The sequence below is a fragment of the Aureitalea marina genome (genome assembly GCF_002943755.1).
Taxonomy (GTDB): Bacteria; Bacteroidota; Bacteroidia; order Flavobacteriales; family Flavobacteriaceae; genus Aureitalea; species Aureitalea marina.
In genome coordinates, this window is sequence record NZ_MQUB01000001.1 from 2,071,644 (window position 1) to 2,091,947 (window position 20,304).

The following is a 20,304-nucleotide window of genomic DNA, read 5'->3' on the forward strand; positions in this document are numbered from 1 at the left end:
CGGGCTGCTACTAAGCCCATATGATCATTTTATTTTTATTGATCGGATTGATATTGGCTGCCGTTGGAGGTGCCCCTCTGGGTGCTTCCAATATCGCGGTCGTTTCTGCGGCCACCTCAGGCAATCAGATCCGGGCGCGCAGATTGATCCTGGGAGCCGGTTTGGGCGAAGTGGCCCTGGCTTTCCTGGCCGTATGTTATTCCAGCTTGTTGGCGGAATTCTTCCAGATGAATCCTTGGGTGCAGGCCAGTTTTATCGGACTGTTCTTTCTTGTTGGTATCGGATTTCTACTGGCAACAAGACTGCGCCATTTCCCGAAAGTAAAGACTCCTAAACTGCCTGAAACGGCCCTTAGCTCCGGATTCTTACTCGCATTTTTAAACCCACCCGTACTGCTTTTCTGGATCTTGGCCATCGGCCTAAGCAGCCGCTATCTCTTACCCATTTCGGATCAAAGCTCCATACTGGTGTTATCACTGTTCTTTTTGGGAGTGATGCTGGGAAAAGCAATGATATTGCAGGCTTACGCCCTTTATGGTAAACGGATACAAGAACGCGGAGCAGGAGATAAGAACAAGCTATACCGCCTGATCGGTGTAGTACTGATCGTGCTATCTACGCTTCAGGGGCTGCGGTTTTTCCTGATTTGATCCCCAGGCGGATCACATAACCTTCGTGGCCTCGCAGGTTGAATACCCGGTTATCCGACAGCAACAGATACTGCCCTTTGATCCCTTCTAAGGTACCTTCAAATGCCGGTGTCTTCTCCAAATTCAAACTAGCAATCTTCTCCGGGTATTTGTTTACTGGAAAGTTGATCTGGGTCTCGGTATTGTTCTCTAGAAAATACTCCTTGGTCTCCTCCGGGATGAATTCCTTCAGTTTGTCCCGCCAGTCGGCCAGGTCCTCATCTTTCACGTCGTTTTTTAGCATGGTCCGCCAGTTGGTCTTATCGCTGACGTGTTCTTTCAGCGCCACTTCCGCGACCCCGGCCAAATACCGATTGGGAACCTCCAAGATCTCCATGGCCTCATGGGCTCCCTGGTCGATCCATCGCGTGGGTACTTGGGTTTTACGGGTGACTCCAACTTTGACGTTCGAGCTGTTGGCCAGGTAGACGATATGCGGTTGCAGTTGCACCTTTTTCTCGTACTCCAGGTCCCTATCCTCCTGTCCCAGATGGGCTTTGGATAGTTCGGGGCGCATCACCCAATCTGCAGCCTGGGGGATCTCGTAAAAGCAGTCGTAGCAATAACCCTGGCGGAAGATCTTCTTGTCCTTACCACAATTCAAACATTGGTAGTGTACAAAAGTGATGCTGATCTCCCGACCGATGAGCTGGTTCATATGCAGGACATCATCCTCGAAATTCAAGAAATACTGGATGGTATCGTCCAATTCTACCGGCATTTTCATCAAGACCCCTTGGTAATCCATGCTGATTTTTTTCTATTTTTAGCCCAATAAAGATAGGGTAAAACATGCCAATCCCAATCGTAAATTCTATCGCCTCCTGGTTCCTCAAAAAGCGGTCCCACCAGATCGAACTTTTTGTGAAATACCCCATTGAGGTACAGGAAGAACTGTTGCAACACCTCATCTCCAAAGGGAGAAATACGGAGGTGGGAAAACGCTATGATTTTGCCTCTATTCGCACCTACCAGGACTTTGCCAGGCAGGTGCCGGTCTCTACCTACGAGGAGATCGAATACGACATCGAACGGACCCGTCAAGGGACCCGCAACATTTTCTGGCCGGGACATATCAAGTTCTTCGCCAAATCCAGTGGGACCACTTCTTCCAAGAGCAAGTTCATCCCGGTTAGTTTAGAATCCCTGGAAGATTGCCATTATGCAGCATCCAAGGACCTCTTATGCATGTATTTGAACAACAATCCAGATGCCGAATTGTTCCTGGGCAAAAGTTTGCGTTTGGGCGGAAGTAAGGAGCTTTATGAGCAAAATGGGACCGTTTTTGGCGATTTATCGGCCATTTTGATCGATAATATGCCATTTTGGGCCGAATTTTCATCAACTCCGAGTAATGACGTCTCCCTGATGTCAGACTGGGAAACCAAGATGCAGGCCATTGTAGACGAGACCATCATGGAAAATGTGACCAGCCTGGCTGGAGTACCCTCCTGGATGCTGGTCTTGCTGAATCATGTCCTGGAAAAGACCGGGGCGGAGTCTGTGCTGGAGATCTGGCCTAACCTGGAGGTCTATTTCCACGGAGGGGTCAGTTTTGAACCCTATCGGGATCAGTACCAGAAGATATTACCGAGTTCTGATTTCCGCTATTACGAGATATACAACGCCTCCGAAGGCTTTTTCGCCATCCAGGACCAAAACGACAGCAATGAACTGTTGCTGATGCTGGATTACGGCATCTTCTACGAATTCATCCCCATGGACACCTATGGCAGACCGGAAGAGAAGGTCATCCCGCTAAGCGAGGTGGAAGTAGGAAAGAATTACGCCATAATCATCACTACCAATGCAGGATTGTGGCGCTATAAGATCGGGGATACGGTGAGGTTCACTTCCATCAGTCCGTATCGGATCAAGGTCAGTGGACGCACCAAACACCATATCAACGTATTTGGAGAGGAATTGATCATCGAAAATGCCGAAACCGCCTTAAAAAAGACGGCCAAGGCCCACGATCTGGAGATCGTGGATTATACGGCAGGCCCCATCTTTATGGAAGGTCGGGAAAAAGGCGCCCACGAATGGATCATCGAATTCAAACAACCCCCAACGGACCTGGTTGGTTTCAGTTCCAAGTTGGACCTGGCGCTACAAGAGGTAAATTCCGACTACGAGGCCAAGCGGTATAACAATACTACTCTAAACCCACCCACAGTACATTGTGCCCGGGAAAAGCTGTTCTACGATTGGCTGAAGGAGAAGGATAAATTGGGCGGACAGCACAAGATCCCCAGGCTCTCCAATACCCGGGAATACGTGGACGAATTATTGCGTCTGAACGACAATTAAGAACCTGATTTCTTAGAATCCCATTTACCGAATTTTCTGACAATTCAACGAGTTTATTTGTAGGAATATTCTACTCGCCCTACTTTAGTATCAAAGAATTAGCAGTTGGGGCTGTTAAAGGGAACTGTACATAAGAAGAATGGTTCAGCAAACCATACAGTTTACCCGAAACATTTCGAGTATTGAGACAAGAAAGCCGGAGGAGACTCCGGCTTTCGTCATTTGTAATTAGCAGATTTCCTAAGAAACCGCTTTTAGCTTCTTAATGGTGGTCTTGTTAAGCTTTTCCCTGGCGTATTCCACATCTACTACCAGCTTCTTATCCTCTGTTCCCGGCATATCGAACATGGCATCGGTCAGAACGGCCTCACAAAGCGAGCGCAGCCCTCGGGCACCTAGTTTGTATTCAATGGCTTGGTCTACGATGAAATCCAGTGCGTCTTCCGTCAGGCTGAGTTCGATCTCGTCCATCTCGAACAACTTAACGTATTGCTTCACAATAGCGTTCTTAGGTTCGGTCAAGATGGCTCTCAGAGTATTCTTGTCCAGTGGGTTCATATAAGTGAGCACCGGCAAGCGGCCAATGATCTCCGGGATCAATCCATAATCCTTCAGGTCCTTGGGGATAATGTACTTCAGCAGATTATCTCGCTCCAGGGTATGTTCACTTTTGGAAGCGCTGAACCCGACGGCCTGCATATTGAGCCGCTTGGAGATATTTCGCTCTATCCCGTCAAAGGCACCTCCGGCAATAAAGAGGATGTTCTCTGTATTGACCTCGATGAATTTTTGATCCGGGTGTTTACGGCCTCCCTTGGGTGGCACGTTGACAACGGTTCCTTCCAACAACTTCAGCAGGGCCTGTTGTACCCCTTCTCCGCTCACGTCACGGGTTATGGAAGGATTATCACTTTTACGTGCGATCTTGTCGATCTCATCGATAAAGACGATCCCGTTTTGGGCTTTCTCCACATTGTAATCTGCAGCCTGAAGCAGACGGGTTAAAATGCTCTCCACATCTTCTCCCACATAACCGGCCTCGGTCAAAACAGTGGCGTCCACTATGGCAAGCGGCACATTGAGCATGCGCGCAATGGTCTTGGCCATCAGGGTCTTCCCGGTACCGGTTTGCCCAACGATGACGATATTACTCTTCTGGATCTCGATATCATCCTCGGTCTTGGGCTGCAGCAACCGCTTGTAGTGGTTATAAACTGCCACGGACATCACCTTCTTGGTATATTCCTGCCCAATGATGTAGTCGTCCAGAAAAGCCTTGATCGCCTTGGGCTTCTTCAGGATCATCTCCTTACTCAGCTCATGGTTGTTCGAATGCAGAGCCTCTTCGACCACAATCCCATGGGCCTGCTCGATACAACGATCGCATATATGGGCATCCAATCCCGCGATCAGCAGGTTGGTCTCCGCCTTTTTACGGCCACAAAACGAACATTCCAATTCCTCTTTCGACATCTTCCTCGTCTTAGGTTTCTCTTAGTTTCGGGACAGGATCTCGTCGATCATCCCGTATTCTTTAGCCTTATCGGCCTTCATCCAATAATCCCGGTCACTGTCTTCGTAAACCTTCTCGAAGGTCTGACCAGAATGGTTGGCAATAATGTGATACAATTCGTCCTTCAGGGTCAGGATCTCTCTGGCCGTGATCTCGATATCACTGGCCTGTCCTTGAGCCCCTCCCAATGGCTGGTGGATCATCACTCGGGAGTGGGTCAAACCACTGCGCTTGCCTTTGTGACCAGCACATAGCAATACGGCCGCCATGGAGGCTGCCATCCCGGTACAGATCGTTGCCACATCCGGCTTGATGAACTGCATGGTATCGTATATCCCCAGGCCAGCATAAACGCTTCCTCCAGGAGAGTTAATGTATATCTGTATGTCCTTGGTGGCGTCCGTACTCTCCAAAAAGAGCAACTGGGCCTGAATGATGTTTGCTACCTGGTCGTTGATCCCGGTGCCCATAAAGATGATGCGGTCCATCATCAGACGGGAGAACACGTCCATGGCCACGGCGTTCATCTGCCGCTCCTCAATAATATTAGGGGTTAGGCCCACGGGATACATGCTGGATACGATCTTGTCGTAATAGGTGCTGCTCACTCCCTGGTCCTTGATTGCAAAGTCTTTGAATTCCTTGGTATAATTCATAAGTATGTTCAGGTTCTCTGATAAAAAAATAAAGCGCTGAATTGGTTTAATTCAACGCTTTAAAGATAACTATTTTCGTGCTGAATTAAGCGTAGGCCTCTTTGATAAAGGTCTCGTAATTGACCTCTTTAGTCTTCAATTTGGCGTTTTCCTTGTAGAAATCCAACATTTTGTTGGTTCCCAGCTGTTCGCTCATTCTTCTGACCTCGTCCTGGTTGGCCATGATACGGGCCACTATACCTTCCACTTCTTCGTCTGTTGGGTTGGTCTGACCAAATTGGGCCATTTGGGCGCGGATCATGTCCGACGCATAGGATTTTAACTCCTCGAAGGTGATCTCCAGGTTGTTGTCCTTGCGCAGTTTGGCTTCGATAAGTTGGTAACGCAGTCCCTTTTCAGAACGCTCCCACTCGGCCTGTGCTTCCTCGTCTGTCAGTTCTTTCTCCCCGGAAACCTGAATCCAACGTTGCAAGAATTCTTCCGGCAGGTCGAACTTGGTGTTCTCTATGGCAGAATCAACCACATCGTTCAGCAGCTTCTGATCGCTCTGTTGCACAAATTGAGACTCGGCGTCTTCCTTGATCTTTTGACGCAGTGCCTCTTCTGAGGTTACCACACCAGGGCCAAATAATTTATCGAACAATTCCTGGTCCATCTCGGCCAGTTCCCGAGCGTTCACTTCTTCTAAAGTTAGCTTGACGGTGATATCCAACCCCTTTGCTTCCTCCTGTGATACACCCAGATAGCGGGTATTCTGATGCTCGTCGGCAAAGAGATTCTTGGTCTTTAGCTCGATCACATCTCCCGGTTTTGCACCCAGGATGGCCTTAAGTTGAGACTTGCCTTTGACCACTTCAGTCTCGAAAGTGGTCTTTTGCTCCATCTCCTTTTCGTCAGAAGTAAAGGTACCGGTGATCTCATCTCCGGCTTCTACTTCTTGCTTATTGATCAGCTTTCCGTACTGCTTGCGGATGGTCTTGACCTGGTTGTCGATCATTTCATCGTCGGCAACAACCTTATATTGGGTGATGTTCTTTCTACCTTGCAATTTCACATCAAAATCAGGGGCCAGTCCCAAGTCGAATTGGAAAGAGAAATCCTCCCCATCCCAATCGATATCCTGCTCGTTCTTAGGTAGTGGATTACCCAAAACTTCCAGTTTCTCTTCGGTCAGGAATTTCCCCAAATTGTCCTGCAGTAGCTTGTTGACCTCTTCTACCAGCACAGCCTTCCCGTATTGCTTGCGGACCATACCCATAGGCACATGTCCCTTTCTAAAGCCAGGAATATTGGCACTCTTCCGATAGTTGTTCAGAATATCGTTTACTTTCTGCGCGTAGTCGTCCTTTTGGATCTCTACAGTTACAACCGCGTTTAGGCTGTCGACGTCTTTTTTCGTAATGTTCATTGAATACGTTTTTACCACCCTTAAAATGGGTGGCAAAATTACGATAAATTCAAGAAGTTGACAAGCTTATACCCGTCCTTATGAAGGGTTTAACGGTCTTCTTTCAGTACCGAGAACAAGATGGACTGCAAGATGGACAACAACAGACTAAAGAGCACGGCCCACCAGATTCCGTCGACAGCAAAGCCTCCGACAAAATAATCGGCCATCAGGATGATACAGGCATTGATGATTAGCAGGAAAAGACCAAAGGTCAGAATGGTTACCGGCAGGGTCAAAATGACCAACAGTGGCTTTACAAAGAAGCGTAAAAGGGCTAGTACAAGTGCGACAATCACTGCGGTCCAATAACTGGTTACTTCCACTCCTGGCAGGATATAGGCCAGGATCATAACCGCAAGTGCGGTTAGTAGTAGTTTGACTATTGAATTCATAAACAATGGAGGTTGGTTGTTTTAAAGATACAAAAAACCACCCCGAAGGGTGGTTTCTTAAACCTTGTATGAAAAGGGCAACTAGTTATTAGCTGCAGTAATTGTCGGATAATTACCGATCAATACCTGGGGGATAGTCCCTCCATAGGTGCGGTTAATGGCCTCAATGGCCAAGTTGGCGGCATAGGCATACCCTCGTGGAGTTGGGTGAACTCCATCAAGTGAGAAACCTCCACCAGTCACAAAATCGTCTGTCAATATTCCTCCTTCATAAGGAACTCCAATGCTGGCAATCTCAGCCAGAGCAGATCGGGCATCAACAAATGCCAACCCGTTAGCAGCTGCAACAGCCTCGATGGTAGCATTGTAAGCTGCTCCCGCTGCTGCAACACGTCCTTGCTCAATTCCTGTCAGGATAAAGTTATCAGCAAGTGGTACGGCAACACCGATAACCGTGGTCGGATCTCCGGGTACAGCTTCAGCTCCTAGCACAGAAGCAGCTGGCAAGGTAACCAGGTCGGTCTCATTTGCCTGACGCAACTGTCCCAGTAGTCCTGCTGTGACAGGATCCAGCTCAAATGGAGGTCCTTGCAAGACCTGGCTGATATCGGTCAGGTCATCATCGGTCATAACTGGGAAGTTGATCCCGGCTTGGAAATTGACCACACGGGCCGCAGCTTCCTCGGCAGTGATCACCCCAAAACTGACCAAACCAGGTAGAATTGCGGTGTTGTACAAAGCGTAATTTGAATTCACAAAATCTGCAGTTGCAGCATCCAGTGGAATGGACTGGGCTGGCACTGTGGTGAAATATGGAATAGAGGTCACATCTGGGATGTTGAATAACACTCCTCCAGAGGCACTTGCATTTAATGCATCGACCGTTTGGCTATACACAGAAGCAAATACATTAGGATCGGTAATGTCATTAGGACCATAAGTTGTTGGGTCCAGGTTACCGGTTTGATCTACCCCGGCTCCACCGGAGGTTGCATAGCCCAGAATATCATTGTTCCCTATCCAAAGCATAAAGAAACTTGGTGAACTGGAAGCAGCATCACCAGCAACAGTGGCGTTATCTGCAGTGGCAATCCGCGCATAATACGGGTTAGCCGTTCCATTTGCTACACCGGCCAGGCTTCCGTATCCGGGAGCCAACAAGTGAAAACTTTTAGCACCAGGGATACCCATGTTTCCGTAAGGACCGGGAATCTGGTTGGCCACATCAGTAGTAGGAGTTCCTTCTAAAATAGCGGGACCAGGATTACCATTCTCGTCTACAGATAGTACAAATCGGGTTTGAGAGATCTGGGTTCCGTTAAGCAGTAATCCACCTAGGTTGTCGTTTACCAAGGGCTGGGTAAATTCTCCTCCACCGGCTTTGGCAAACTGACTGGCCATGATGTTTGGCAGGGAATTATTCTGTCCGGTTATATATACTGTACCATCGGCAAACCCAGCAGTCAGGGAGTTCCCCACCGCTACGAAATTACCGAGGTTAGCCTCACCAGAGGTATAGAATCCCTCGTCGGTAACGGCGTTCTCAAATTCGGGCTCACAGCTGGCAAAAACTACCGCCAAGCCCAATAAACTATATAGTGATATCTTCTTCATGATTCTAATTGTTTTTGGATTACATGCGGTAGCTTACCCCAAGACCCGGGATAAACGCATTGTTCTTATATGATCCTTCAAATGGTACTGCCTGTCCATTCTCAAAGTAGCTGTCGTAAGAGGCGTCAACTTCTTTAAAGTGCAGATACAGGAAAGAAGCATCGATCTGCAGACGGCTATTCACGTTAAAGGTGAGACCGGCTGTATAACCGTTGCTGTCGTTCCTCGGAGTCTCAGGTGCAAAGAACCCTGGCTGAATAGGTGACTCGTCAAAGTAATAACCCGCTCGCAGTGTAAACTGGCTGGTTGCGTCAAACTGCAATCCAAAACGGTAGGTTGAGGCGTTCTTGTAGTTTCTTGGGTTCACCGAATCAGGAATGTTCGGATCGGCAAAATCGATGTCCAGGGACTCGTATACATCCCAGAAAGTTCGGTTAAAGTCAAAGGCAAAGGTCCATTTGTCACAGAACTCGTAAGAAAGCCCAACTGTCATCTCGGCCGGTAGCGGTAGCGATGCGGAGATGGCCGTGTCATTGAACGGTGTCAAAGGCGAGTTTGGAATATTCTCAAACTCTGCTGTTCCGTCGTCAGCATCCAGGATGATCTCTGAACGATAGGTCGCACCTATAGTTAGTTGCTCTGTTGGCTTTAGCGTTGCACTGGCAACCCAACCCCAGTTAGTTACTCCAGAGGCATCGATAGTAACCTCAGAACGGTTCCCCTCCAGATCGGTCAGGGTACGGCTCAGATTTCTGTTGAAATTAACATTTCCGGTTACCCAGATCGGCCCTCCACCGATACTAAAGTTGTCCGTGATCTTGAACGATACGGTAGGCTGCACAAAGATGGCTCGCAATTCGATGTTGTTCACCAAATGAGAACCGGCCCAATCATCTTCGTATTCAACTCGGCTTCCGTAAGGAGTGTAAACTCCAAGTCCAAAGGTCAACCAGTCGTTAGCCTGGTAAGAGGCATACAAATAAAAAGGAGTCCCTACCGGACTGTCCGTCTCGGCAAAGGCTCCGGTTGAGGTATTTTGATAAGCCACATTGGAGAAGACACCAGAAACTCCGGCAGAGATATGCAGTTTGTCTTCCAGGAAGGCTAGTCCTGAGGGATTAAAAAATACGAGTTCACTGCTGTTGATCACAGCTACTCCCGTGTGACCCATAGCCAAGGCCTTTTGCCCTTGTAAGCTAACCCGATATCCCCCTGCAAAAGCGAAGGTACTGGCAAGCACAAGAACAGCACTCAGAAGTACTTTCTTCATAATGATTTTGGTTTGAATTAAGTTTTCGTTTAGGTTTTCAATTCCGCAAAAAGCGGTCACAAATTACGATTTATTATGCGTACATAATAAATTTCGGTACAATTTTATAAAAATTTCGTAACAATACGGTAAAATTCGTCTGGTTTTTCAGCATGAAGCCAATGACCGGCATCATTTATTGTATCTAGCTCATAATCAGCAAAGTGATGGCCGATCCCCATTTCATCTATCTCTAATATATAGGAAGAACGTCCGCCTCTGAGGAATAGTGTAGGCCCGGTATACATGGAATTCTGATCTAAAGCTTCTCCCACTTGGCCGGCATATTGTGTTAAAACAGGCAAATTGATCCGAAGACCAAGCTTGCCTTTTTCCACCCAATACAGATTTTTCAGCAAGAACTGCCTGACTCCCGGTTCCTTTAAATACTGAGCCAGTGCCTTATCCGCTTCCCCCCTGCTTTTGATCTGATCAAAATCCAGGGAACTCAATGCCTTTAGTATATCCTGATGATGAGATGGATACTCCTTGGGTGCTATGTCGGCTACAATCAATTTTTCCACCCGTTCCGGATGCTGTACCGCAAACTCCATGGCTGTTTTCCCTCCCATGGAATGCCCCAGCAACATGATCCTGCCTAGCCCATAATGATCCAGGTAGGTCAATAGATCCGTTGCCATTACACCATAATTGAATTCCGGGGAGTGGAAACTACGGCCATGATTTCGTTGATCCACTAAATGGACCTGGTAGCCATCTGCAGCAAACCGATTCCCGAGGGTTTTCCAATTATCCCCCATTCCCAGGAAGCCGTGAAGGATAACCAGTGGTTCTCCCTCACCCATGATCTGGCTATGAAGAATCATTCGGCCAGCCTTTTCAGATATTGACCAATGACTGTTTCCAACCCGTGATAAAGGCTTTCACAGATCAGCGCATGCCCAATGGAAACCTCCTTTAAATGAGGGACCTGCTGAGCAAAATAGGAGATGTTGTCCAAGGAAAGATCATGACCGGCATTCACACCCAGTCCAAGCTCCTGGGCCAATAAGGCACATTGAGCATATGGCCTGACCGCGTCAAAGTTTCCTTTGGCATACTCTGTGGCAAAATCCTCGGTGTAAAGCTCGATCCGATCCGTACCTACAGCTGCAGCGCCGTCTATCATCTCCGGTACTGGGTCCACAAAGATGGAGGTTCTGATTCCCTCTCGCTTAAAAACGGAGATCACCTCGGTCAAGAAATCCTTATTAGTCAAGGTGTCCCAGCCAGCGTTCGAGGTGATGGCATCAACCGCATCCGGTACCAAGGTTACCTGTTGAGGTTTGACCTCAAGAACCAAGTCCATAAAAGACTTGATAGGGTTCCCCTCTATATTGAATTCTGTGGTCACTACCATTTTCAGATCCCGGGCGTCCTGGTATCTGATATGCCGTTCGTCCGGCCTGGGGTGAACGGTGATCCCTTGAGCTCCAAAGCTTTCGATATCTCGAACACATTGCACAAGATCCGGCACATTGCCTCCCCTGGCATTGCGCAGGGTGGCTATTTTATTCACGTTGACACTCAGTCTTGTCATCACTTCAATTTGCCCGCAAAAATACGAACTACTTCCTCGGGTTTGGCCCAGATTTTGCCTATTTTGCATAAAAATTAACGCCTTTTGAATACCCAGGATTACATCATTAACGACGTTGAACCAATTGGTCTTGAAGCGAGCATTGCCAGTGTGCAGGACACCTTCAATCAATTGACCTATTCGCATGTGGCCATTTTGGAAAATGGTGAATACTTGGGCTGTTTGATGGACACCGATGTGCACTGTTTTGATGCAGACAAGACCGTTGCCGATTACCGATATGCTGCCGAGGCCTTCTTTGTCTTAGAAGACACGCATTGGCTGGACATATTGGAAGCCTTTGCCGTTTATGGCTCTAACATCATGCCTGTATTGGACCCGGACCACAAATACCTGGGATATTATGAGCTTGCAGACATCATGCATCTCTTTAACGACACTCCATTTCTGAGTGAAACCGGAGGTATAATTGTCGTTGAGAAGGGACAAAGGGATTATTCCTTTAGTGAGATCTGCCAGATCGTCGAAGCCAATGAAGCGCGTTTGTTAGGTGTCTTTATCTCACATTTAACGGACGACATGGTGCAGGCCACGCTTAAAGTCGGTCATTCCGGCATCAATGAGATTGTGCAAACTTTTCGCCGCTATGACTACGAGGTGATCTCCAGCCACGATGAGGATAAATTCATCGAAGACCTGAAAGAGCGTTCCCGTTACCTGGACAAATACCTGAACATATAATGAAGATCGGTATCTACGGCCAATTTTATCATTCCGAATCGGAAATGTACATCCAGTTGATCCTGGACTCCTTGCAGCACAAGGATGTCGAAGTGGTGATCGAGGAAAAGTTCCTGGATATCATCGATAGGAATCAACATATATCGGACTCATTTTCCAAGTTGTCCACCTTCACAGAATTAGACAGCAGTTACGATCTGTTCTTTAGTATTGGTGGAGATGGTACGCTTTTAAAAGCTATCACCTTTGTACGGGATATGGGTATCCCCATCGTCGGGATTAATACTGGTCGGTTAGGATTTCTGGCCACCCTGCAGAAAGAAAAGATATCGGAGGGTCTGAATCAGATCATCAACGGGCAGTATACTGTTTCCGAGCGCAGTTTGATCTCCTTGGAGACCGATCCACCAGTTGACGAATTCACCCCCATGAATTTCGCCCTGAACGAAGTAGCCATAAACAGGCGGAATACGACCTCCATGATCCGCGTGGACACTTATGTGAATGACAATTACCTGACCTCTTACTGGAGTGACGGTCTTATCGTGGCAACTCCTACGGGTTCTACAGGATATTCACTGAGTTGCGGTGGACCGGTAATAGATCCCAATGCCAAGAATCTGGTACTGACTCCAATTGCCCCGCACAACCTCAATGCCAGGCCCTTTGTGATCCCAGAGGACAGCAAGATCACTTTAAAGGTAAGTGGAAGAGAACCCACCTACCTGGTTTCACTGGATTCTCGGATAGGAACGCTGACCAACGAAACCACCATGAACCTGCAACTGGCACCCTTCCGAATCAAGTTGGTACAACTAACGGCAGACAGCTTTATAGATACCCTCAGACAGAAATTACTTTGGGGCGAAGACAAGCGCAATTAGGCAATATTTCGATGGAATTCTAGTTTACCTCATAGTCATTCCCTATCCAGAGGTAGAGGAGTTCAGTTTATTGTTATATTTGCAAACTTTCAGGGAGAATGAGGTATTTTTTATCGGCTATTTTATTGGTAAGCATTTCGTTTTCAGGGATCTCTCAAACCTACGAGGTCGGACTGCTGGCCGGTGGTGCTAACTACATTGGAGATGTAGGAAGGACCAACTACATCCTTCCCAATGAACTGGCCTTCGGTGGGATCTTCAAATGGAACCGCAGCCCTCGACACTCTTTTCGTGGTAGTATTATGTTTGCTAATATCAGCGGAGACGATAGTAAGTCTAGTGACGCACGGCGGGTAGAACGAGGTCTAAACTTTAAGAACACCATTACCGAATTCGGATTGGGCTTAGAATATACCTTTTGGGAATTCGACCTGCACGCTGGAGAACCTCAATCCACTCCTTATTTATATTCAGGAGTTCATTATTTCCTATTTAAAGAGTTGAGACGATTGGGAGACGAGATCAGCGACTACGATAGCAATTCCTCTTTTGCCATTCCAATAGCTCTTGGTTATAAAGCCACAATTGGCACCCGCTTCATCTTGGCCGGGGAGATCGGGGCCAGATATACCTTTACAGACAACCTGGATGGGAGTAATCCAACAAAAGGGGCTCCGGGCAACAATGATGACATCAAATTTGGGAACCTGAATAATAACGACTGGTACGTTTTTACCGGGATAACCCTTACCTTTGCATTCGGGCGACAGCCTTGCTACTGCAACTTTTAACATGACCTTTCTCGAACAAATTGATCGCGAACGTTTACCTGTTCATCTCGCTGTAATTATGGACGGCAATGGACGGTGGGCTAGCCTGAAGGGCTTGTTCCGTGCCAGTGGACACGAACGAGGTGCTAAGGCCGTTCGGGAAATTGTTGAGGCCTGTGGTAAAATTGGCATCCCTTATCTGACCCTTTTTGCCTTTTCTACGGAGAATTGGACCCGCCCCAGACTGGAGGTGGAGACCTTGATGAAATTGCTTGTTTCTTCCTTAAAAAAGGAGATCAAAACTCTGCAGGAGAACCAGATTAGATTGAATGCGATCGGCAACCTGCAAGCCTTGCCCAAGGCAGCGCACAGGGAGCTGATGGGGGTGATAGAGCAGACAAAAGGGAACGATAGTATGACCCTGACCCTAGCGCTTAGTTATGGTTCCCGGCAAGAAATCACAAAAACTATTAAAGAGATTAGTCTTAAAGTTAAAAATAACCTAATTTCGCCCGCGTCTATTGATGAAGAGATGATTAATAATCATCTTTACACGCGTGATTTACCGGATGTTGATTTGCTTATCCGTACCAGTGGAGAACAGCGAATTAGTAATTTCCTTTTGTGGCAGATCGCTTACGCCGAACTGTATTTTACGGAAACCTTATGGCCGGATTACACCAAGGATCATCTTTACGAAGCAATTGTGGATTATCAAAGCAGAGAACGCCGCTTCGGAAAGACAAGCGAACAACTTAAACAATAGTAAGGTATTGAGTCTTTATAGGAAACTATATTCTACCCTCCTTCTTTTTATTCTCTTTGTTTGCCTGGGACAGGCCCAGGAGCAGCAGCTTGATGCAGGAACAAGGTACACCTTGAACTCGATAAAAGTAACAGGGGCTCAGAGTTTTAACGAAAACACGGTGATCGCCTTTACCGGTTTAAAGAAGGGCGACCAGTTATTCATCCCTGGTGAAAAACTGAGTGCAGTGACCAAAAAACTTTGGGAGCAAAATCTCTTTAGTGACATTGCGTTCTATGTAACAGATATCCAAGGCAATCAAGTTGACCTGGAATTGTATATCGTGGAATTACCCAAGCTGGGTGAGATCCGTATAGAGGGACTGAAGAAAGGGAAAGTCAAAGAGGCCATCAAGGACAACAATCTGGTTGCCGGTGTGAAGATCACCAAGAACCTGATTACCACCACCAAGAACTACATCCGCAACAAACTTCGTGAAAAAGGTTACTTCAACAACAATGTAATCGTTACTACTACCCCGGTCGTGGATAGTACGGGCCAGGAAACCGCTCAGAACATGCGTATCGTGGTCGATAAAGGACCTCGAGTCAAAGTAAAGAAGATCGAATTTGTAGGAAACGAACAATTCTCTGACGCCAAGTTGAAGGGCGCCATGAAGAAAGTAAAGCAAAAGAACCCGGCCCGTTTCTGGAAGAGATCCAAATATACCGAGGAGCTGTTCGAAGAAGACAAGGCCTTGATCATTGAAAAGTATAAGGCTAGCGGTTATCGAGATGCACGAATCACTCAGGATTCCATTATCGATATTGATTCCAAGAACATCGCCATCCAGATGAACATGGAAGAAGGTCAGCAATACTATTTTGGTGACATTCGCTTTATAGGTAATAGTGTCTACACCGACGCGGCCTTGAGACAGTATTTGGGGATCCGTCGCGGAGAAGTATACAACGGGGTGTTATTGCAAGAACGAATTGCTGACGCTAGCGACCCTGAAGCTCAGGACCTGACCAACCTTTATCAGAACAATGGTTATCTCTTCTCTCAGATCAACCCTGTGGAAGTTGCCGTAAGAGGGGACACTATCGATTTTGAGATCAGGATTAGAGAAGGTAAACTGGCCTACTTCAATCACGTGACAGTAGTAGGTAATGACCGGACCAATGACCATGTGATCTACCGCGAGCTCAGAACAAGACCGGGACAGAAATACAGTAAACGGAATGTTGTACGGACTATCCGGGAATTGGGACAGCTCGGATTCTTCGATGCGGAGCAACTTAGCCCGAATTTCAAGAATGTTGATCCAAATTCTGGTACGCTTGACCTGGAATATTCTGTTGTAGAAAAAGGTTCCAGCCAGATCGAACTTCAAGGTGGATACGGTGGTGGTGGATTTGTAGGTACACTCGGATTGTCATTTAACAACTTCTCTCTGCGTAATATATTTAATGGTGAGGCGTATAAACCTTTGCCCATGGGAGATGGTCAAAAATTGAGCCTACGCGCCCAGGCCAGTAGTTTCTATCAGACCTACAGTATTTCCTTGACCGAACCTTGGTTAGGTGGTAAGAAACCTGTGCAGTTGAGCACCAGTTTCTCACATACTATTCAGTATCTCTTCGATTTCAACACTCGGGAGAGAGACAGCGATCGTCGCTTCCTGATTACGGGTGGTTCCATCGGATTGGCCAAGCGACTGCAATGGCCAGATGACTACTTCCAGTTATCTCAAGCGATCAGTTTCCAGCATTACAATCTTAAAAACTACAATACTGGCTTATTTACCTTTGGAGATGGTTATTCCAACAACCTCGCTTATACCATCGGTATTACCAGGAATAATACGGCCACTAACCCGATCTACCCGACCTTGGGATCGGAATTCAGTATCACGGCCAAACTGACCTTACCCTATTCCGCCTTCAGTAGCAAGGACTTTAAAGCCCTCAGAAACGAACGTGAAGAACTAGAAGACTTCCTTTTGGAGAACCCCGGAGATGTGGACGCAACCGAAAGGATAGCCGAGATCGACCAGGATCGTTTCGATTGGCTGGAGTATTACAAGATCAAATTCAAAGGGACCTGGTACACCACTCTGGTGGACAAATTGGTATTGCGTTCCAATGCCGAATTCGGATTCCTGGGTGCATATAACAATGCCCGTGGAATAGTACCATTTGAACGATACTTCCTTGGAGGTGATGGGCTGGGAGCATTCTCATTAGATGGTCGAGAGGTGATCCAGTTAAGAGGGTATCCAAACCAGTCGCTTTCCCCTATAGATGGAAATACCATTTACAACAAATTTTCGTTAGAGTTAAGATACCCGATCACCTTGAAGCAATTGGCCTCGATCTATGCACTGACCTTTGCTGAAGCAGGGCAGTCTTATGACGGCTTTAGAAATTACAATCCCTTCGATGTCAATAGGTCTGCTGGCGTAGGATTACGTATATTTATGCCCGCATTCGGTCTGCTAGGTATCGATTTTGGATATGGATTCGACCCTGTACTGGGCGGAACCGAGCCCAATGGTTGGGAAACACACTTTATCATTGGACAGCAATTTTAGATTTGGCACGATATTTTCTTAAACAACCGACGAAGATGAGAACCACATTCCTACCCTGGTTGGTATGTGTTTGCCTTTTAGCAATCACTACTACCCAAGCCCAACGTGGTACCCGTATTGGTTATGTCGATATGGAGTACATTTTGGAGAACGTTCCTGATTACCAGGAAGCCAAGACCATGCTGGATGGACGAGTACAGGGATGGAAGCGGGACATCGAACGGATGAACCAGGAGATCGACCAGATGAAATTGAACCTGGCCAACGAGCGGGTTCTGCTTACTCCGGAACTGATCGAAGAACGAGAAGAGGAGATCCAGATCAAGGAAGAAGAGATGTTGGAATATCAGCAAAACCGCTTTGGCCCAGGCGGAGACCTGGACATTCAAAGACGGCAGCTGGTCCGACCCATCCAAGATCAGGTTTTTAACATCGTTCAGGACATAGCCGAAAGCAGGAAGTATGATTTTATCGTAGATCGGTCTACAGACCCATCTATGCTATTCGCAGCCAAGAAAAACGATGTGAGCGAGCAGGTGATCAGACAGATCAACCGTGCAGCCAAACGAGAAGAGGTCAGCTCTAAAAAGGAGAAAGAAGAAGTTGAAGCACGTGATGCATTGACTGTAGAAGAAGATGCGGCCATCACCGAACGCGAAGAAGCTGTTCAGGCGAAAAAAGATGAAAGAGAAGCTCTTTTGGAGGAACGTCGCCGGGTAAGGGATTCTATCAAAGCTGCTCGGAAAGCAGAATACGATGCCCGCCGGCAGAAACTGATTGAAGATCGTCAACGCCGCAAGGATTCGATCGAACAGGCTCGCCAAAATGGCAACAACCCGCCAGATGGTGAAGGTGAAGGAGAGGACGGAGATAACGGAAATGGCTGGTAAGCCCAAGATTTAACTAAATAAACACCCTAAATAATTCTATTTAAATTATTACAATGATGAAAAAGTTCAGACTTATCGCGGTAGCTGCAATGCTGTTTTTTGGAGCAACTACCCTGACTCAAGCTCAAGACAAGGTCGCTCACATCGATACCCAGGCGCTTGTTGAAGCAATGCCTGAGATGAAAGCTGCCGAAAGTCAGCTGGAAAAACTGCAGAAGACCTACGATACTGAGATCAAGGCTATGGCCAAGGAATTGGACGCCAAACTGAAGCAGTATGAAGTAGAGGCAGAAAGCAAGACCGAAGAAGAGAACAGAAAGCGTTTCGAAGAAGTACAAGGTATGCAGACCAACATTGGCGCCTATCGTCAGCAGGCCCTGCAGGATCTAGATCAGAAACGAGTAGATCTTTACACACCGGTTCTGGAAAAAGCCCGTACTGCCATTCAGAAGGTGGCTCGTGCCCAAGGGATCCAATACGTATTTGACTCAACTCAAGGTAGCGGAGTCATCTTGGCCGACGGAACAGACCTGATGGCCGATGTAAAGAAAGAACTGGGAATCTAAGTCGAGTCCCACCACAATACTAAGCTGCCCATCGGAAACGATCGGGCAGTTTTTTTATCTTGCAAATCCGTGAAAAAAACTGCTCCCATTGGCCTTTTTGACTCCGGGATCGGGGGAACCTCCATCTGGCAGGAGGTACATACTCTCCTGCCACAAGAGAATTCCATCTACCTGGCAGATAGTGCTCATGCCCCCTATGGAGAACGCAGCAAGGAAGAAATCATCAACTTGAGCAAAAAGAATACCGAGCTGCTAATTGATCTAGGTTGTAAGTGTGTAATTGTGGCTTGCAATACGGCAACAACCAATGCAATTTCCACACTAAGAGCAACCTATGAGATTCCTTTTATCGGTATAGAACCTGCTATTAAACCAGCAGCCAAGAGCAGCCGTGTTAACCGTATAGGAGTTTTAGCAACTCAGGGTACGCTGAGCAGTAGTCTGTTCCACACCACCGCACTGGATCATACCTCAGGGGTGGAAATGATAGAGGTGGCGGGGATCGGATTGGTACAACTAATTGAATCGGGGAAACTGTATAGTCCTGAGATGACAAGACTACTGACCAACTACAGTACGCGGTTCAAAGAAGCAGAAGTAGACCAGGTCGTACTGGGCTGCAGTCATTATCCCTATTTGATCCCGCAACTGCAAGAATTACTGCCAGATAATATCCGCATAGTGGATTCTGGCGAGGCGGTAGCAAGGCAGGTCAAGAACGTACTTACTCAATCCGATTTACTCAATACTGAGCTCCAAACTCCTGAATTGCAATTTTATAGTAATGGTGAGATCGAGGTACTGCGGAATATTTTAACAGGCGTAACTGATCCGCTGAAGGTGGATTTTTTGGAGTTTTAAAACTTACTCCCTCGCTTAACGCTTAACCCTTAACGGCTAACACATTTTTCCACCTTGGGGCCCCTATTCCCCTTCCGGGGGCAAATTAATCCTTATCCATATCGATGCCAAGAACAACTAAAACTGATGTAGTCAATTCATAAATTGTGTAGTCCAGATTCTTGTAAAGCCCCTAGGTAGTAGGTAGTAGGTAGTAGGTAGTAGGTAGTAGGTAGTAGGTAAAGTAAGTTTTTCCTTGCTCACTGCTCACCGCTCACTCTTCACTAAACCAACTGGAATATTTCACATAGTTATTGGCGATCCGATCGATCTCTCCTTCGATCAACTCCGCAGAGATGTCCTTTACCTTTTTGGCTGGGACCCCGGCATAGATCGTTCCGGACGGTACATGCGTGCCTTTGGTCAATACGGCCCCTGCTGCAATGATGGAATTAGACTCCACCACACAATCGTCCATCACTATACTTCCCATCCCGATCAGTACATTATCATTGATCGTACAGCCGTGAACGATAGCGTTATGGCCGATGGACACGTTATTGCCAATATTGGTTGGTGACTTCTGGTAGGTGGCATGGATCACCGCACCATCCTGTACATTGACCTTATTGCCCATTTTAATGTAGTGAACATCGCCACGGATAACGGCATTGAACCAAACACTGCATTGATTTCCCATCACAACGTCTCCCACGATAACGGCATTGGCCGCCAAATAACAGTCATCTGGTATCTGAGGACTCTTGCCTCTTACGTCTTGAATAATTGCTTTTGACAT

Annotated in this window: 20 protein-coding genes; 10 read left to right on the top strand and 10 right to left on the bottom strand. The window is 47.1% G+C overall.

Going from position 1 to position 20,304, the window contains the following annotated elements; all coding sequences use genetic code 11:
* Nucleotides 1–20: 20 nt before the first annotated feature.
* Nucleotides 21–650 (top strand): LysE family transporter, encoded by a 630-nt coding sequence (locus tag BST85_RS09575; protein ID WP_104813039.1) that lies wholly within the window; start codon nucleotides 21–23, stop codon nucleotides 648–650.
* On the opposite strand, the gene BST85_RS09580 is transcribed toward BST85_RS09575, so the two are convergent.
* Nucleotides 616–1,437, bottom strand: a complete 822-nt coding sequence (locus BST85_RS09580; protein WP_104813040.1) for a DUF2797 domain-containing protein — start codon at nucleotides 1,435–1,437, stop codon at nucleotides 616–618. The genes BST85_RS09575 and BST85_RS09580 overlap by 35 nt on opposite strands.
* Before the next feature lie 44 nt (nucleotides 1,438–1,481).
* On the opposite strand from BST85_RS09580, the gene BST85_RS09585 reads away from it, so the two are divergent.
* Complete coding sequence (locus BST85_RS09585) at nucleotides 1,482–2,999, top strand: GH3 auxin-responsive promoter family protein (RefSeq protein ID WP_104813041.1); 1,518 nt, start codon at nucleotides 1,482–1,484, stop codon at nucleotides 2,997–2,999.
* A 240-nt stretch (nucleotides 3,000–3,239) separates the two neighbouring features.
* Here BST85_RS09585 and clpX read toward each other — a convergent pair whose 3' ends face one another.
* From clpX to BST85_RS09625, 8 genes are all read right to left on the bottom strand, one after another.
* On the bottom strand, nucleotides 3,240–4,472 hold the full coding sequence (clpX, locus tag BST85_RS09590; protein ID WP_104813042.1) for an ATP-dependent Clp protease ATP-binding subunit ClpX: 1,233 nt from the start codon (nucleotides 4,470–4,472) through the stop codon (nucleotides 3,240–3,242).
* Nucleotides 4,473–4,493: 21 nt separating this feature from the next.
* Nucleotides 4,494–5,168 carry an ATP-dependent Clp endopeptidase proteolytic subunit ClpP gene (gene clpP, locus BST85_RS09595; RefSeq protein ID WP_104813043.1) on the bottom strand — a complete coding sequence of 225 codons (675 nt, stop codon included), beginning with the start codon at nucleotides 5,166–5,168 and terminating at the stop codon, nucleotides 4,494–4,496.
* A gap of 85 nt (nucleotides 5,169–5,253) precedes the next feature.
* Nucleotides 5,254–6,576 carry a trigger factor gene (gene tig / locus BST85_RS09600; protein ID WP_104813044.1) on the bottom strand — a complete coding sequence of 441 codons (1,323 nt, stop codon included), beginning with the start codon at nucleotides 6,574–6,576 and terminating at the stop codon, nucleotides 5,254–5,256.
* 89 nt (nucleotides 6,577–6,665) lie between these two features.
* Complete coding sequence (locus BST85_RS09605; RefSeq protein ID WP_104813045.1) at nucleotides 6,666–7,010, bottom strand: phage holin family protein; 345 nt, start codon at nucleotides 7,008–7,010, stop codon at nucleotides 6,666–6,668.
* A gap of 81 nt (nucleotides 7,011–7,091) precedes the next feature.
* The gene (locus BST85_RS09610; protein WP_104813046.1) at nucleotides 7,092–8,624 is read right to left on the bottom strand and encodes an SGNH/GDSL hydrolase family protein; all 1,533 of its coding nucleotides are present in this window, start codon (nucleotides 8,622–8,624) and stop codon (nucleotides 7,092–7,094) included.
* Between the two features lie 19 nt (nucleotides 8,625–8,643).
* Complete coding sequence (locus BST85_RS09615) at nucleotides 8,644–9,894, bottom strand: OmpP1/FadL family transporter (RefSeq protein WP_104813976.1); 1,251 nt, start codon at nucleotides 9,892–9,894, stop codon at nucleotides 8,644–8,646.
* 104 nt (nucleotides 9,895–9,998) lie between these two features.
* Nucleotides 9,999–10,760 (bottom strand): alpha/beta fold hydrolase, encoded by a 762-nt coding sequence (locus BST85_RS09620; RefSeq protein WP_181040001.1) that lies wholly within the window; start codon nucleotides 10,758–10,760, stop codon nucleotides 9,999–10,001.
* Nucleotides 10,757–11,473, bottom strand: coding sequence for a pyridoxine 5'-phosphate synthase (locus BST85_RS09625; protein WP_104813047.1), 717 nt, complete (start codon nucleotides 11,471–11,473; stop codon nucleotides 10,757–10,759). The genes BST85_RS09620 and BST85_RS09625 overlap by 4 nt, the downstream gene beginning before the upstream one ends.
* Before the next feature lie 84 nt (nucleotides 11,474–11,557).
* On the opposite strand from BST85_RS09625, the gene BST85_RS09630 reads away from it, so the two are divergent.
* The 8 genes from BST85_RS09630 to murI all read left to right on the top strand — a co-directional run bounded on the left by BST85_RS09630 (nucleotide 11,558) and on the right by murI (nucleotide 19,526).
* Complete coding sequence (locus tag BST85_RS09630) at nucleotides 11,558–12,214, top strand: CBS domain-containing protein (RefSeq protein ID WP_104813048.1); 657 nt, start codon at nucleotides 11,558–11,560, stop codon at nucleotides 12,212–12,214.
* On the top strand, nucleotides 12,214–13,098 hold the full coding sequence (locus BST85_RS09635; RefSeq protein ID WP_104813049.1) for an NAD kinase: 885 nt from the start codon (nucleotides 12,214–12,216) through the stop codon (nucleotides 13,096–13,098). Before BST85_RS09630 ends, BST85_RS09635 begins: the two co-directional genes overlap by 1 nt.
* 98 nt (nucleotides 13,099–13,196) lie before the next feature.
* On the top strand, nucleotides 13,197–13,889 hold the full coding sequence (gene porG, locus BST85_RS09640) for a type IX secretion system protein PorG (RefSeq protein WP_104813050.1): 693 nt from the start codon (nucleotides 13,197–13,199) through the stop codon (nucleotides 13,887–13,889).
* A 1-nt stretch (nucleotide 13,890) separates the two neighbouring features.
* Nucleotides 13,891–14,634 (top strand): undecaprenyl pyrophosphate synthase, encoded by a 744-nt coding sequence (locus BST85_RS09645; protein ID WP_104813051.1) that lies wholly within the window; start codon nucleotides 13,891–13,893, stop codon nucleotides 14,632–14,634.
* Nucleotides 14,635–14,641: 7 nt separating this feature from the next.
* Nucleotides 14,642–17,209 carry a BamA/OMP85 family outer membrane protein gene (locus BST85_RS09650; protein WP_245917674.1) on the top strand — a complete coding sequence of 856 codons (2,568 nt, stop codon included), beginning with the start codon at nucleotides 14,642–14,644 and terminating at the stop codon, nucleotides 17,207–17,209.
* A gap of 35 nt (nucleotides 17,210–17,244) precedes the next feature.
* On the top strand, nucleotides 17,245–18,099 hold the full coding sequence (locus tag BST85_RS09655; protein WP_104813052.1) for an OmpH/Skp family outer membrane protein: 855 nt from the start codon (nucleotides 17,245–17,247) through the stop codon (nucleotides 18,097–18,099).
* A gap of 56 nt (nucleotides 18,100–18,155) precedes the next feature.
* The gene (locus BST85_RS09660) at nucleotides 18,156–18,665 is read left to right on the top strand and encodes an OmpH/Skp family outer membrane protein (protein ID WP_104813053.1); all 510 of its coding nucleotides are present in this window, start codon (nucleotides 18,156–18,158) and stop codon (nucleotides 18,663–18,665) included.
* Between the two features lie 69 nt (nucleotides 18,666–18,734).
* On the top strand, nucleotides 18,735–19,526 hold the full coding sequence (gene murI, locus BST85_RS09665; RefSeq protein WP_104813054.1) for a glutamate racemase: 792 nt from the start codon (nucleotides 18,735–18,737) through the stop codon (nucleotides 19,524–19,526).
* A 253-nt stretch (nucleotides 19,527–19,779) separates the two neighbouring features.
* Here the strand turns inward: murI and BST85_RS09670 are convergent, their stop codons facing one another.
* On the bottom strand, nucleotides 19,780–20,304 hold the full coding sequence (locus BST85_RS09670; protein WP_104813055.1) for a gamma carbonic anhydrase family protein: 525 nt from the start codon (nucleotides 20,302–20,304) through the stop codon (nucleotides 19,780–19,782).

Bases quoted from the DNA above. Each gene is read 5' to 3' on its own strand.
- BST85_RS09575 (WP_104813039.1), top strand. From the start codon at position 21: ATGATCATTTTATTTTTATTGATCGGATTGATATTGGCTGCCGTTGGA.
- BST85_RS09580 (WP_104813040.1), bottom strand. From the start codon at position 1,437: ATGGATTACCAAGGGGTCTTGATGAAAATGCCGGTAGAATTGGACGAT.
- BST85_RS09585 (WP_104813041.1), top strand. From the start codon at position 1,482: ATGCCAATCCCAATCGTAAATTCTATCGCCTCCTGGTTCCTCAAAAAG.
- clpX (WP_104813042.1), bottom strand. From the start codon at position 4,472: ATGTCGAAAGAGGAATTGGAATGTTCGTTTTGTGGCCGTAAAAAGGCG.
- clpP (WP_104813043.1), bottom strand. From the start codon at position 5,168: ATGAATTATACCAAGGAATTCAAAGACTTTGCAATCAAGGACCAGGGA.
- tig (WP_104813044.1), bottom strand. From the start codon at position 6,576: ATGAACATTACGAAAAAAGACGTCGACAGCCTAAACGCGGTTGTAACT.
- BST85_RS09605 (WP_104813045.1), bottom strand. From the start codon at position 7,010: ATGAATTCAATAGTCAAACTACTACTAACCGCACTTGCGGTTATGATC.
- BST85_RS09610 (WP_104813046.1), bottom strand. From the start codon at position 8,624: ATGAAGAAGATATCACTATATAGTTTATTGGGCTTGGCGGTAGTTTTT.
- BST85_RS09615 (WP_104813976.1), bottom strand. From the start codon at position 9,894: ATGAAGAAAGTACTTCTGAGTGCTGTTCTTGTGCTTGCCAGTACCTTC.
- BST85_RS09620 (WP_181040001.1), bottom strand. From the start codon at position 10,760: ATGATTCTTCATAGCCAGATCATGGGTGAGGGAGAACCACTGGTTATC.
- BST85_RS09625 (WP_104813047.1), bottom strand. From the start codon at position 11,473: ATGACAAGACTGAGTGTCAACGTGAATAAAATAGCCACCCTGCGCAAT.
- BST85_RS09635 (WP_104813049.1), top strand. From the start codon at position 12,214: ATGAAGATCGGTATCTACGGCCAATTTTATCATTCCGAATCGGAAATG.
- porG (WP_104813050.1), top strand. From the start codon at position 13,197: ATGAGGTATTTTTTATCGGCTATTTTATTGGTAAGCATTTCGTTTTCA.
- BST85_RS09645 (WP_104813051.1), top strand. From the start codon at position 13,891: ATGACCTTTCTCGAACAAATTGATCGCGAACGTTTACCTGTTCATCTC.
- BST85_RS09655 (WP_104813052.1), top strand. From the start codon at position 17,245: ATGAGAACCACATTCCTACCCTGGTTGGTATGTGTTTGCCTTTTAGCA.
- BST85_RS09660 (WP_104813053.1), top strand. From the start codon at position 18,156: ATGAAAAAGTTCAGACTTATCGCGGTAGCTGCAATGCTGTTTTTTGGA.
- BST85_RS09670 (WP_104813055.1), bottom strand. From the start codon at position 20,304: ATGTCAAAAGCAATTATTCAAGACGTAAGAGGCAAGAGTCCTCAGATA.